This window comes from Rhizobium sp. CG4 (assembly GCF_023701965.1).
In the GTDB taxonomy this organism is placed as follows: domain Bacteria; phylum Pseudomonadota; class Alphaproteobacteria; order Rhizobiales; family Rhizobiaceae; genus Agrobacterium.
Map to the genome: position 1 here is coordinate 337956 of NZ_JABAEG010000005.1, position 13726 is coordinate 351681.

Genomic DNA, 13726 nt, shown 5'->3' on the forward strand with positions numbered 1-13726 from the left:
GGACCGAAGGAAACATGGCGGACAAGACCTATTATGACGCTCTGCTCGCCGATGTCAGAAAATTTCAGAAGGAAAATCGCCTTGATGAGGCGAGGTCTCTGCTGCGAGACTTGCAAAAAGAACCAGATAACGGCCTGATGGGTCCCAAAACCGTGTTTGGTCTGCCGCGCAGGCTGCATGCGGCCTTGCTTCGGCAGGCCAAAGTGGAAAAAGACACACTCAAACGCATTGGTTATCAATACACTCTCGTTCCACCACCTGAGGTGCTGGCCCCCTACGGTATCTTTGATGTTAGCGGACATCGTGCGCTTGCAGAGGCAAACCGAAAGCCGGTCCCGAAGATCATTCACCAGATCTGGATTGGGCCAAAAGAGCTTCCGGTCAGCATTGAGGCGTGGCGTAAGCACGCCGAAGATAATGGCTGCGAATTCAGGTTGTGGCGCGAAGCCGACATTGACCGTGAGGGCATTACGGATAATCCGGACTTTGCCGACATGCTGAGACGCGGAGATTATCCCGGGGCGGTTGACGTGGCTCGTTATGTCATCCTTGAGCGCTTTGGTGGGATCTATCTTGATTGTGACTGGTACCCCGCGCGCGATGATATCAGCTTTCATGACCTGTTGCCGCTGCAGGGCCTGACCGCTTTTGCCGAAGAGGTGCCACGCGATACGGGACGAGGAAGTGTGCTTCTGGCCAACTCTTTTATCGCCGCACCGCCACAGCATCCGGTGTTCACCCGTATGCTGACGGCCATTCCGGCGGCGTTACACGATATGCCACGGGCACCAGCATGGTGGGCAACGGGTCCGTTGCTGTTTACCGTTGTTGCTCGCGCGGCATCGATCTGCCTTGCCGGGGCGGATTTTGTTGCCGGTTCGTTGCCGGACAAGGCACCACTTGATGACGTGCTGGCAGTGCGCGCTGCATTGGATGAAAACTCGTCCGGTCTGCTTATCGCCTGGAAATCATGGTGACAGTGTCGCCATCAGCTGTCGTGAAGCGCGCCAGCTGATGGCCGGATGGTTGGCGGTAAGCTCAAACAGCTTTTCCAGAAACGCCCAGGCACTCTCATCATGCACAAGGTGATGGGTCAGAATACCGGTGATACTGCCACCTTGTGGTTCTGATCGCAGCCGCGTGGCGATTTCCTCAAACAGGACGTCGTGTGGTCGTCCGCGACCGGTGCCGTGCCAATCCATCAGATCGATATGGGTGTTCAGAAGCGGCAGACTTACCGGCTTGTTTCGTCCAAACACCGACAGTGTCTGATAGCCGATATCCGGCAATCCATCGACAATACCGTCATCGATCCGGTTCCACGGCGGTACCAGCATGGCGATGAACTGGTCTGGATAGAGGTCGTGCAGCTTTTCAAAGCCGTGGGTCAGTTCGGAGAGAACGATTTCTTTCGGCCTGTGCAGACCGAGTTCGCGTTTTTTCTCAGTTTCTGCCGCGTAATTGAGGTGCGACCAGCCATGCACTGCCACATCAATATGTCGGTAATCCCGCAGATAGGTTGCCAGTCTCTCGCCGGTATGTTCGGGAATCACCGCCAGCGTCAGGGGAACAGCATACTGCTGCGTCAGACGAACCAGTTTTTCCAGAGCGGCAGTTGGTTCAATCGCGTCGTCATCCCGTAACCACAGATCAACCGATTTTCCCTGACTTGCGAATTCATCCAGTGTTTCACGAAGGGAGATGGCTGTCATCGGTGGTTCCAATATCGTTCGTGAGAATGGTGTTGAGGTTCTGGCTTGCACGATCAAGCGAACGTTCCATCGTTGCGAATAAACGTGCATTACTTGCCAGCGTTTGTCTGTCGTCATCATGACGCAGCAGATGTTCTATTGCCGCAGCATAGGCATTTACATCATTTGCCGGCGTCAAAAGGCCAGTCTTGCCATTCTGGACCACCTCCGGGACACCGGCTGTGTGTTCTGCGACAACAGGAAGCCCCGCCGCCTGCGCCTCCAGATAGGCCAGGCCATAGGCTTCGCCATGACCCGGCCAAACATAGATGGCGGCATTGGCCAAGATGACCGCGATGTCTTCTGGCTTTTTTTCGCCATGCCAATGAAGACGTGACGGATCAAACTCATCCAACAAAAGCTCGACGTTTTTACGCTCCGGACCATCTCCAATGATATCCAGTGTCCAGGGCAGGTTGGGCGGTAGTTGTGCCAGTGCGCTTGCCAGCGCAGCATAGCTTTCCAGCTTGTCGCCAGCGCGCATCATCGCCACCGTTACCAGCCGGAAAGGGTGAGGTGCCGGTTTTTGTGCAAGGAAAATGGCGGGATCGATAAATGGCGGCAGCATCGCCAACCGGGCGTCAGGTGCGGCCGTCAGCAGGCCGTCATGATCGCGTTTCGTAAAGCAAAGATTGACGGTCGCACGCTTTATACCATCCAGCAGACGGCGCTGGTTTTCAGCCCAGTGGCCGATATTGCGCCGGTTTGAATAGGACGCTTCCGATGTGATGTAGGCAATGCCAAATTCATCACACAGCAAAGGACCAAGCAGGTCCGGCGCCTTGTAGTAGGGATGGTAGCAGAACCAGACGTCCGGTTTGCCACTTGTTTGCCATTTCTGCCTGATCTGGCCACTTTCCTCCTTCGCACTTTGCAGCAAAGTCTCGTAATCGGGGTCGTCGGCATTTCGCAGAAAGCTGCGCAGCTCCGAGACCACAGATACATCATGGCCAGCCATCGACATGGCTTGCATGAGTAATTGCGCCATCAGCCGGTCGCCGGAGGGGACGGGATGATTGGGCGATTTGAGCGGAGCGTAGAAAGCAATTTTCATGACGGAGACTGGATTTACGCCGGAGTTGGCAGAAAGCGAGCACTTTCCTGTTCCGAGATAACATAAACGCGCATTTGCGACGACCGTCCGCGCACTGTGATATCGTGTTTTTGCAGAGTGCCAATCGGCACACCTGACTGGACGATAGCCGGTTCCGAGACAACGATTGTGGCATTCAATTCTTTTGCCACACTTTCCAGACGGCTCGCGACATTGACTGTGTCGCCGATCGCCGTCAGCGACTTCGCCTCGCCATATCCCATCACGCCGACGATGGATGGGCCGGTATGGACGCCAATGGCAATACGAAGATGTACCGAGAAATCTTTCTCCAGTTCCTCATTCAGACGCTCTATGTCCTGCACGATCGTTGCTGCTGCCCGCATGGCATCCCGGCAGGCGTTTGCCGAATTACCATCGAGGCCGAACAGCGCCATTGCGCCATCGCCGATAAATTTGTCCAGCCTGCCACCGGATTGCTCGATGGCCTGGCCAACAATCGCAAAATAGCGGTTGAGCAGGAACACGATGTCATAGGGAAGGCGGGCTTCCGTCAACGTCGTAAAGTTCCGCAGATCACAGAACAGGACAGCAATTTCCTCTTCGCGACCTGGACGGATTGGCTCACTTTCGGCTGGGGCGACCTGCTGGTGGTTTTGTGAAAGAAGCAGTGCAACACGAAGGTTGGACTGTGGTCGCAACTGACAGCCAAGTCGAATATTCTGATCTGCATGGATACGTTGCAGAGTGGCTCTCTCAATATCACCGGGTGGCGGGAGGGGGGCGTCACTTTCGAGAATTCTCACTCGGCAGGTGGAACAGCGACCCCGTCCACCGCAAACCGAATAATGAGAAATGCCATTCAGTCGGCTCGCCTCCAGCAGTGTCATGTCCTTTGGAGCGCGAACCGTTGCGCCATGCTCGTAATGAATATCGATCGATGTCGAGTTCTGCCGCAAAGTGCGTGCGCCACGCAACAGGAACACTGTCCCGACCATGCCGACGAATGTCAGCTGGATGGATTTGACGATGTTGTTGATGTTGTCATCAATGCTTGCCTGCCGAGGGTCTGGACGGTGCAATTCATTAGGAGCAGCAATGATGGGGTTGGGCAAGGCCCTGTAGCTCTGGGCGCTTTCAAGCTCACGTCCGGCACTGCTGAAGCCGAGCAGTGCCATAACCGGTACCAGAACGGCGATTGTCAGGAAATAGGGCGCGACACGCGGATACCAGGAGCGGTATCGCAGCCAGAAAAACAGGCCGATACAGCCATGGCTCCAGATGACAACAACAGCCACGCTTTGCCGTACGCCCGCCACAGGCGCATTGATCCACAGACGGCGGATGACATTCTCATAGGTAATGGGAATGCTATAGAGCATGCTTGAAAATCTGAGACTTGCGGCATGCTCGATAATCAATAGTGGAATGAGAAGCCCGAATATCAGCTGCAGGGCCTCACGCATCGGCATGTTCAGGGTTCTGCGTTTATAAAGCGCATGCAGCACGAGCAGAACATGGGTCAGAACTGCGCCATAAAAGGCGCTGAGACTGACTGGGTTCATCCAGACAGCAGAGAACCAGCGTTTTCCGTGCTCGGCCGCTTCAATGGAGATCAGGCCAAGCGCGTGATTGAGCAAATGCATGCTCAAAAACGAGAACATAATTAGTCCGCTGAGCAGACGCAGTTTTTGCAGTTGTAGCGATGCAGGAAGATTATCGGAGTTCATCTGCTGTTGCCCGATGATAAACGGTCTTTTGGGTCATGACGGGAACAGAATATTCCTGGTGTTTCGGTTGCCGTTTGTTGCCCAAAGATGCCGACTTCCTAAAGACAGTATGACTGATGGTGTTGAATAGCAAACAGCATTGCTGTGCGCCTCGAATATGAACCGCAGTGAACAGCATAGTGAGGTTATGGTGGCGAAAAAACAGCAGGCACGTTTCATACCTGCCAAATCTGCATCACGGCCCATCACATGATTGGCATTAAAAATACTTAGAGTTCAATGGTCTGGCCATCAAGGGCAGCAAATGCGCCATTAAATTCCAGTCTAGCTTGCGCATCGATCTTGTCGAGATCTTCGTCACTGCGCCACGGAGAGTGATGGATGAAACCGACACGGGAAGCATTGGCAAGTTTTGCCAGACGAACGGCCTGCTGCCAGGACGAGTGCCCATAGCCCTTGAACTGTTGCATTTCATCATCTGTGAAAGAACAGTCGTAGAGGAACAGATCAACATCCTTGATCAGTTCCAGAACATTGGGATCATTGATGCCTGGCGTGTGTTCGGTGTCGGTGATGATGGCCATTGTCCGGCCTGCCCATTCGATACGATAGCCGATGGCGTTACCGGGATGGTTGAGCACGCCGGTCTTGATGACCAGACCCGGTCGAACATCAAGCGTGTCGCCAGCCTTGAAATCCTGTGGGTCGATCTTGGCGCAGCATATGTCGAGCGGTGCCGGAAACCACGGTGGGCTCATGAATTCGTTGAGCATCTGGCGCGTGGTCTTGACGCCGGCCATATGGCCCGACCAGATGGCAACCTTATTGGCCTGATTGAAGAACGGCTTGAAATAGGGGAAGCCGACAATATGGTCGTAGTGACAGTGGGTGAAAAACAAATTTATGTCGGAGACGCCCTCAGCCTTCAGCGACATGCCGGCTGGCATGATGCCCGATCCGGCATCAAAAATGAGAACGTGCTCTCCGCAGCGAACTTCGATGCAGATGGTATTGCCGCCATATTTGGAGAAATTTTCGCCTGATACGGGCAAGGTGCCTCGTGCACCCCATATTTTCACGCGGAATAAGTCTGCACTCTTTTCCCGACTTGTTTCGCCGGAACTCGCTACCATGATCCACCTCTACTCACCACGGTTCCCATGATACTCTGTGTTTCATGGTGCCGTGCCGCAAGCTCCATCCTGATGATGCCCTGCGGTTGAAATGCTGTCTCTTTAATTCAGTCAGCATTTCAGTTTTATTACAACAGAAAATATTCTTCCTCTTTAATTGTTCCGGTTAATTTCTGCCTCAAAGCGCATGTGAACGAAAATATCCGGTCAGGATAGGGTGCGTGTCACGCAATAAACTTAATGTTCGAGCCGTGCTCTTGCCTTGCCCAACTCCGTTGTGGTGCTGGTAAGACGTTCTGCGAGAACGCGCATGACCTTGATGGTTACATCCGGGAAGTCTGACATCAGCTTGAAGAATTGTTCCTTGCCGATGCGAAGAGCTTCAACCGAGGTTGATGCGCGAACCGTTGCTGTTCTGACACCGTCACACAGAATGGCAATTTCACCGACGATGGCATTGCCGCTCATTTCGGTCAGCTTGATCTGGCCGGACGGCGAATCCACGAGAACATCAACCTTGCCGGTCAAAAGTACGTAAGCTGCATCACCCATATCGCCCTGACGAAACAGATCTTCGCCAGCCATATAGCTCACACGGTCGGATGAAAAAGCGAGAAGCTTCAGCTTGGATGGCTCCATTTCCGAAAAAAACGGAACACGCCGCAGCATCTGTATTTCATCTTTGAAAAGCATTGCCTTGTCCTATCCGGTTCTTTGTCAGCTTTCGGCTGTCATGCGCTTAAGTCGCTACCATCTTTTGGAATATAGCGTTTTCTTCGTTAAGAGTCTCGTACGTTCCATCTGCCGCCAGAGCGCCTTGATTGAAGACAACCACGCGGTCAAACATACGCGTTAGTGAAACATTCGACAAAACCCATATAATCGCTGGCTTGTCATCTTCGCGGTGCAGGAAGGTTATGACGCTCTCAACGATTGCTTCTTGCAGACGGTGGTCGAGACCTGGCAGCGGGCGATTGAAGATATAGTAATCGGAACGTCGTATCAGCGCGCGTGCCAGATTGAGTTTCTGTCTTTGTAGTGGCGACAGACGTTTTCCGCCCGCACCGACATTGAAATTCAAACCAACTGCCAGAACACGTTCATAAAGACCTTGATCATGCAGCACATTCGCGACGATGCTGCGAATACGTCGCGATGCATCCGTATGTCGGTGGCTGATCTTGCCAAACAGAATGTTATCCAGCAGGCTTGTGGAGCTTAGATAGCGATCCGGGTCATAAAGTTCAATGAGACTGCGCAAGTCGTCCGGCAGGCCATCATGGAACTGGTGACGTACCTCGACAATCTTCTTCATCAGATCAGGTGTCAGCAAACCAAAACGATGACGTGGTTCGATGTAGAAGAAGCTCAAACGCAGCATGGCGCGTTTTTCAGTGTCCGTTGCGCCGTTGTATTTGTCTTCACCAACGTTCTGCAGACGCTGCAGGATCTGCTGATAAGCCGGAATTTCTTCCGCCGTCAGGAAGGTCACCTGCTGGAAGAACGGGTGGTCTGCCGGCAGATCGCCGAAGATTTCGATCAGGTTTTCCGCAATCGTGTAGCCCATGTCGAACAGCGTGCGTGACAGGCCGGTTTCGATCATCAACTTGCGGAAATACTCACTCTCGACAATCGTGCGACCTGTCAGTGTGGTATCACGCATCGTGCCGAACAGCAGGTTCTCACCGACCGTTGCTTCCGTGTTGTAGCTTTCCAGCTCGAAAGGCACGATGATGTTGCTGAGATTTTCCCGCTGCAATTCGCCACGCAAGGCCTGACGCATTTCAACAATGCGGGCAGCCAGATGCAGGTCAGACAGCGGGTCGATGGATGAGCGAAGCGCAAACTCGAGAATGTCGGACGAAAGCTGAACTTTCTCGAGAACCGTGAACATGTCATGCGCCAGACTGCCCGGCTTGTCACTGCCGCTTGGTGTGGATTCGTAATCGATCCAGTCTCCGCGCAGATCCATGTCGGTGTTACCGGCAAGCTTGGCTTCCAGAATTTCCCATTTGCGGGTGTCCGCTTCCTTTCCAACATAGGACTTCGACTTCAATGGCGCATGTTTGAGCCCGTAAAGCAGGTTGTCCTTAAGGCTGCCGTGGAAGAAATAGGTGTCGGAAGAGACATAGGAAATGCGCCGCCCAGTGGTGGATTCGGGTATTTCAAGTATGTCGTCGGAGGCGATGCAAATCTTACCACTGGCAGGGCGAATGGTGCGTCCAATTGCTTCGGCAAGTGCTTCCGCCGCTGCACCGCCGACAATGGCGATTTTTTCGCCGCGCTCGATACTAAGCGAGGTCGGCTCGAGAATGCGCGCACCGCTGTCGTCGTCGAGAACCAGCTTGTCGATGGTGATGGCAGCCGTCAGCGTGCCGGCCGCCGCTAGCGAAACTGTCTGGATTTCCGGCGGGATCATGTTCGACGAATCGAATTGTTCGATGACCTGCTCGTATTTGACCTGCACATCCTGGCGTGCCTGATCCCAGTCGATCAGCTCCTTGAGCGGTCCCGGCAGTTCCTTATAGGCGTTGATGACGGCAACCAGCTGACCGACGTCAAGGCTACCCTTGAGGGTCAGATAACCGCCGATAGCGTAGAAAAAGAACGGTGTCAGCTGTGCCAGGAAGTTGTTGATGAACTTGACCAGAAACTTCCACTGGTAGAGGTCATAACGAATCCTGAAAATCTCACCAAGCCGATGGGCAGCGTCGGCGCGTTCATAATTCGATGTGTCGTAGGCATGGATTGTGCCAATGCCATCAACGATTTCACCAATGCGGCCGGCCAGAAGACGGGCGCTCAACTGGCGCTGACGACCCAAATCGATAAGGCGGCGGCGCATCTTTGGAATGATGCCGACCTGTATCGCGGCCATAAAAGCAGCAATCAGTCCGAGCCATAGGTTCTGTACGAGGATGAAGAACAGCGCCGAAAATGCCTGTCCGCCAAGAAGGGCGGGCTGCACGAAGGCGTCGCCGGTAAAACCACCCAGCGGCTCCACTTCGTCTTTCACCATACTGGATATTTCCGACCCCTTCACTCGCTTGAAGTGAGAAGGCGGAAAACGAAGAATACGGTCTATCAAGTCAAAACGAATGCGGCGAAGCAGGCGCTCGCCAAGGCGGCCCTTGAACGTATTGATGTAATATTTGAACAGGCCGTTGATGATGACGAGGACGAGGAAGGTAAAACTCAACCCCATAAGGGTCATCATTCGGTTGAGTTCGACGCCGGGAAAAAGCGTCACGGTACCCCAGAATGGAAGATCGATTTCCAGATGCATGAACAGCTGGGTGGCGTTTACGCCTTCAAACCCGCCGCCCTGAATCGGACCGTTGACAATCTGCTTTGGCAGATCAAAAGACAGGAAGTATGGAATCATCGACAGGGCGACGATGAACAAAATCCAGAGTTGCTGCCGCCTGGTGTGGGTCCAGATATAGCGGGCGAGGCTTTTTTCCATGTATGCTTAAATGCCCTGTCGGAGTGAAGGTGACTATAATTTATGCCTTGGGTGGCGTCAAAGCCATCCTCGCAAACATGTGAGCTTTATTGGTTGAGGAAATAGGTTCTGACCGGTGAGATTGCCAGAGCAAGATACTATTCTCGGTGAACTAACTGCGATGCTGATTAACTGCAAGCGTGACGCGGTTCAAATTTATGTAAGCGACCGGTGTGATGAATCGCGTGCGTTTGCCCTCAGATTCGCGTCAGGGTTTTATGCTGTGAAAAAACACACTATACAATGTGCTAATATTTAAGCTATTTGCGGCAGGGTATGTGGAAATCAGAGCGGTACGGTTTGGATATGGTAGACACCTCGCAGATCAAGACTGATCTTCCTCAGAATGTTGATATTCAAGCGAAAAGCAGGCTGCTTGTTTCCTATGCCGCGAGGCCGGTGGTTTTTTCGCAGTGCGCAGGCATTTTTCATTTTCCCGATGAAAACAATCTCACGGATAAGGCTGTGCTTTTCCTCAGTCCTTGGGGAATGGAAGAACTGTGCACGCGCAAACTGCAGCGTATCATGGCGGAGCGCCTGTCGGACGTCGGCATCGCAAGTCTGCGTTTTGATTATCCGGGCACGGGTGATTCCCTTGATCCTGATGGCAGCGATGCGGGTGCTGAGGTCTGGATCCAAAGTGTTGTGGATGCTGCCCAAACCCTTCGAGCTTCATCCGGCTGCCGGAAACTGGTGGTGATCGCGCAGGGCCTTGGTTGCATCATGGCCTGCGAAGCCTTGACCAAAGCGGGTAAAATCGATGCGTTGGTCATGATGGCGCCGGTTGTTTCCGGTCGCAATTATCTGCGTGAAACAGCCATGTGGTCTTCAATGATCGATGACGGGCTTGGTTTGCCTGCAGATCAGCGGTTGAAAGATCCCGGTTCCATTGCTGGTCTTGTGATGCCGGCTGGCGTTGCGGATGCGATCAAAAAGATCAATCTGCTCAAGCTTGAAACCATCCCGTCCTCCGATTGTCTTTTTGTGACGCGGCCCGAGCGTATTGCCGAGGATGACCTTCTTAAACATTTCAAGGCTTTGGATGCCAAAGCCGACGCCATTGTGTTTGCCGGATATGATGCGCTGGTGTCCTCTCCAACCCAGTCCATCATTCCCGATGGTCTCGTCGAGAATATTGTCTCCTGGGTGAAGGAGCGGTCAGAACCTTGCGCTGATCGAGCTCACCATGCAGGGCAACCTGAGAACGCGGTGCTTGATGGTGCCGGATTTACCGAGACGCCGGTTCAATTTGGTGAGAGGGGCCGTCTGTTTGGTGTGGTGTGTCAACCGCTTGGCCAGCCGCGAGGCGCCAATGTCGTCTTCCTCAACTCAGCCTATGACCGCCATTCCGGCTGGGGACGGCTGACTGCGCGCATGGCCCGCGATCTGGCGAAAGAAGGCATAACCTCCTTGCGATTTGACGGCGCGAATATTGCCGACAGTCCACCGCTGCCGGGTGTTCCGCAACAGGTTCTCTATGAAGAAGCGCAAAATATCGACGTGATCGAAGCGGTCGATTTCATGCAGAGGCGCGGCAAGAGACCGGTGATTGCTGCTGGGCGGTGCAGTGGTGCGTTTGTGGCCTTTAGCAGTGCACTGGCCGATGACCGCATCAGGGGGGCCATCGTGGTGAATGCGGATTGTTTCCGTTGGGAGAAAGGGCGTTCTGTCGAGGATAGCCTTGATCATAAACCTCGGTCGTTTGGCGAATATCGCGAACGCATGTTGAACCGGGGCACCTTTACGCGAATCCTGAAGGGTGAAGTGGATTTGCCGAGTGCTGCCATTAACATTGGCAAGGCGGTCGGCAAACAGATTGGCGTCAGGACGGCACGGCTGTTCCGCTCACATAATGAGTTTGGTCGTTCGGTCTATGCGGCGTTTGATACTTTGAAGGCCCAGAAAACCAAGGTGGCGCTTCTCTACAGCGAAAATGATGCCGGACTTGATCACTTCAATTATTACTTTGATGTGAGCGGGCGGGGGCTAAAGGCCTACCCCAATGTGTCCTTCGCAATCATACCAAATGCAGATCACAATCTTTCGCCGGAACATGCGCGCAAGATTTATCTCGACAAGGTCAGGGAACTGGCGCTGGCGGTGGATTAAAACCGCAGCGTCTGTTTTGAGGACAGTGTGGTGATTTCACCCGATGGCAGCATTTCCTCACCGCTTCTGGCGGCCAGTTCAATCGTCTTGGCGGCACCCGGTGCGAGATGGAACCAGTCGTCCGAGGCGCGGAAATTATCCACCTGGACATGAACGGACTGTGCGAGCCGATTGGTTGTCAGTTTTAGACACCAGTTTCCCTTGTCGTTTCTCAGCAGATGGACCTCGATATCCGAAGCGTGCATCGCCCGTGACCGGCCAAGCGGGAAATGAAACGCTTCTGAGATGACCTCCTCATCAGCAGCATTTTTGAGCCGCGCTACAGTGACATCATGAGACGGTGGACCGAAGCGATAGGCATAGGTCGTATCAAAAAATGCCCCGAACAGATCGCTCGCTGCGATGGTTGCCGTGCGTCTGGCTGCGAGTTGCAATTCTCGCCGTGCGCTTACGACCGGCTGGCTGCCATCTCTCAGGCAGGACAGCTCAACAACGAAATCCTGCGCAGCGGAGGTCTCGTTGATGACGTGGGCGTCCAGGCCATTGGTGCCTTCATCGCTCAACAGCAACTGTACAGGGCGGAATGCCCTTTTCAGACCATACCAAGCCGGTTTTGGTTCGCCGGTTGCGTCAATCACGCCCCAGCCTGCACCCGGCATCAGGTCTTGCAATGTCCAGACCAAGGCACCGTTGCAGGATGAACCGGACCGGCGCCACTCGGCAAATGTCGCTTCCATTACTTCAACGGTGACGGCGCGGGAGTAGTCGAGATAACGGCTGGGATCTTCACGGCGCAATCGGCTTGGAACGACGTCATAAAGCTCTGTCAGGTAATGCTCACGGATATCGTCGAAATCCCAGGATGCGCTGCGGTCACGGGGAACCTGCTTTTTCCATGTGGGGTCAATCACCGCTGGCACCGAGAGATGCCGATCGAGAATCTGTTGTTGCGGCACATTGGCAAATGCCAGGCATTCGGCTGCAAAACGTACATTGGCGCGCCGGGCATCGTCCAAAGGACGGCAGTACGCGCCGACACCGTAATAATGGGCTATTCCAGCATTCGGGTAAAACGGTAGTGCACCGCCGCTCGGTGAATTGGCAACAAATGGCACATCAGGACGTTGGCGGGTTGCCAGTTCCGGCAGGATTTCCTGTGTTAGTGGGCCATTCCAGATTGTTTCCGGCAGGCCAAGCATGGCGCCTTGCTGGTGCATTTCACTGCCGCCGCACAGGATGGTCAGCGAGGGAGAGAAGGCCGTTCCCGCAAGAAATTGCGACACTTCAGTTTTGACATGCTCGCAAAATGTCTCATCCTTTGCCGGATAATCAAAATTCGCAAACATCAGATCCTGCCAGACCATCAGGCCCAATTCGTCGCAGAGTTTGAAGAACTCAGGCGTTTCATAGGTCATGGTTCCGCCGATGCGGATCATGTTCATGCCGGCATCTGCGGCCAGTTTAAGCCATGGCTCGTAATCAGCGCGCGCTCCGGGAAGCCGGACAATATCGGCATTGGTCCATACGGCGCCACGGCAGAAGATGCGCTCACCATTTATCTTGATGGTAAAGTCATTGCCGTCAGAACCACTATCGACCTCAATGCGCCGAAACCCCGTCTGACCTAACAGGTATGTTTCGCCACCGATCTTCAGTGTAACGTCGTGCAGTTGCGGTGTGCCATGAGTGTGTGGCCACCATTGCGCAACGCCGGGAATGGTCAACTGGCCAGCGATATCCCCGTTGTCGCTCTGCTGCAGCGTCAGCGAATGATCGGCACAATGAACTGAAATCGTATCGACGCGGTTTTGCAGTTTGAAGGCGATCGAGAGAAGGCCATCACCTTTGTCTGAAAGGTCGGATCTGAGCACCAGATCCTTGATTGCCTGCTTGGCGGGGCGCGAATAGCTGATTGGTCGCCAAGGACCTACGGCGTGGATCTCCGGGCACCAGCCGGGCATATAACCGAGCGCCGTGGTTCTGATTAGCCGTAACCCTTGCGTGTTCATCATTTGCGGACGCCAACGCGCCCGTGGTCCCCTGCGGGCAAGATGTGGCGCGAGGGCGCGAAAACACATCGCTAAATTGTCGTTACCGCTCAAATGGACGGGAACATCATGACTTTCAAACATGCTTTCGGATGACAGGATCAGCGTGTCGTTCAGAAACACCTCTGCCACGGTGGCAAGGCCAGCAAAGTGCAGCATGACATCAGCCGGCGCATCCGTTTTCAGGGCAAGCCTGTACCACGCATCGTGCGTATCAAGTGGATGCGGGTTGTTTCGGTCGAACATGCCGGCATTTTCCAGCGCTTCGGCAACGGTGCCGGGAACACATGCCGTGATCTGCTGTGTCTCTGCGGAAATGTCCGATGGTTTCTCGAAAGCGTTGGCAGGTGTGGTCGTCAGCATCCATCCATCTGAAAGGAGGATATGAATCATGCT

The 13726-nt window shown here is 54.0% G+C and carries 9 protein-coding genes; 2 read left to right on the plus strand and 7 right to left on the minus strand.

Features of this window, described 5'->3' with window-relative positions:
* Window positions 1-14 precede the first annotated feature (14 nt).
* Window positions 15-977 (plus strand): glycosyltransferase family 32 protein, encoded by a 963-nt coding sequence (locus tag HGO37_RS16890; protein WP_250984319.1) that lies wholly within the window; start codon window positions 15-17, stop codon window positions 975-977.
* Here HGO37_RS16890 and HGO37_RS16895 read toward each other — a convergent pair.
* The 6 genes from HGO37_RS16895 to HGO37_RS16920 all read right to left on the minus strand — a co-directional run bounded on the left by HGO37_RS16895 (window position 969) and on the right by HGO37_RS16920 (window position 9134).
* Window positions 969-1712 carry a polysaccharide deacetylase family protein gene (locus HGO37_RS16895; protein WP_250984320.1) on the minus strand — a complete coding sequence of 248 codons (744 nt, stop codon included), beginning with the start codon at window positions 1710-1712 and terminating at the stop codon, window positions 969-971. The two genes, HGO37_RS16890 and HGO37_RS16895, sit on opposite strands and share 9 nt — an antisense overlap.
* The gene (locus tag HGO37_RS16900) at window positions 1690-2805 is read right to left on the minus strand and encodes a glycosyltransferase family 4 protein (protein ID WP_250984321.1); all 1116 of its coding nucleotides are present in this window, start codon (window positions 2803-2805) and stop codon (window positions 1690-1692) included. Before HGO37_RS16900 ends, HGO37_RS16895 begins: the two co-directional genes overlap by 23 nt.
* Window positions 2806-2819: 14 nt before the next feature.
* Entirely contained in the window at window positions 2820-4535 is a 1716-nt protein-coding gene (locus tag HGO37_RS16905; protein WP_250984322.1) for an adenylate/guanylate cyclase domain-containing protein, read from the minus strand.
* 269 nt (window positions 4536-4804) lie between these two features.
* Window positions 4805-5668, minus strand: a complete 864-nt coding sequence (locus tag HGO37_RS16910) for an MBL fold metallo-hydrolase (RefSeq protein WP_285200707.1) — start codon at window positions 5666-5668, stop codon at window positions 4805-4807.
* A gap of 237 nt (window positions 5669-5905) precedes the next feature.
* Complete coding sequence (locus HGO37_RS16915; protein WP_192490361.1) at window positions 5906-6361, minus strand: cyclic nucleotide-binding domain-containing protein; 456 nt, start codon at window positions 6359-6361, stop codon at window positions 5906-5908.
* 46 nt (window positions 6362-6407) lie between these two features.
* Window positions 6408-9134, minus strand: coding sequence for an ABC transporter ATP-binding protein (locus tag HGO37_RS16920; RefSeq protein WP_250984323.1), 2727 nt, complete (start codon window positions 9132-9134; stop codon window positions 6408-6410).
* A gap of 345 nt (window positions 9135-9479) precedes the next feature.
* Here HGO37_RS16920 and HGO37_RS16925 point away from each other — a divergent pair, with 345 nt between their 5' ends.
* Window positions 9480-11282 carry an alpha/beta fold hydrolase gene (locus tag HGO37_RS16925; RefSeq protein WP_250984324.1) on the plus strand — a complete coding sequence of 601 codons (1803 nt, stop codon included), beginning with the start codon at window positions 9480-9482 and terminating at the stop codon, window positions 11280-11282.
* Here the strand turns inward: HGO37_RS16925 and HGO37_RS16930 are convergent.
* A complete protein-coding gene (locus tag HGO37_RS16930) occupies window positions 11279-13723 on the minus strand; it encodes a glycoside hydrolase family 2 protein (RefSeq protein WP_250984325.1) in 2445 nt (814 codons plus the stop codon). The genes HGO37_RS16925 and HGO37_RS16930 overlap by 4 nt on opposite strands.
* Between the last annotated feature and the right edge of the window lie 3 nt (window positions 13724-13726).

Bases quoted from the DNA above. Each gene is read 5' to 3' on its own strand.
- HGO37_RS16890 (WP_250984319.1), top strand. From the start codon at position 15: ATGGCGGACAAGACCTATTATGACGCTCTGCTCGCCGATGTCAGAAAA.
- HGO37_RS16895 (WP_250984320.1), bottom strand. From the start codon at position 1,712: ATGACAGCCATCTCCCTTCGTGAAACACTGGATGAATTCGCAAGTCAG.
- HGO37_RS16900 (WP_250984321.1), bottom strand. From the start codon at position 2,805: ATGAAAATTGCTTTCTACGCTCCGCTCAAATCGCCCAATCATCCCGTC.
- HGO37_RS16905 (WP_250984322.1), bottom strand. From the start codon at position 4,535: ATGAACTCCGATAATCTTCCTGCATCGCTACAACTGCAAAAACTGCGT.
- HGO37_RS16910 (WP_285200707.1), bottom strand. From the start codon at position 5,668: ATGGTAGCGAGTTCCGGCGAAACAAGTCGGGAAAAGAGTGCAGACTTA.
- HGO37_RS16915 (WP_192490361.1), bottom strand. From the start codon at position 6,361: ATGCTTTTCAAAGATGAAATACAGATGCTGCGGCGTGTTCCGTTTTTT.
- HGO37_RS16920 (WP_250984323.1), bottom strand. From the start codon at position 9,134: ATGGAAAAAAGCCTCGCCCGCTATATCTGGACCCACACCAGGCGGCAG.
- HGO37_RS16925 (WP_250984324.1), top strand. From the start codon at position 9,480: ATGGTAGACACCTCGCAGATCAAGACTGATCTTCCTCAGAATGTTGAT.
- HGO37_RS16930 (WP_250984325.1), bottom strand. From the start codon at position 13,723: ATGATTCATATCCTCCTTTCAGATGGATGGATGCTGACGACCACACCT.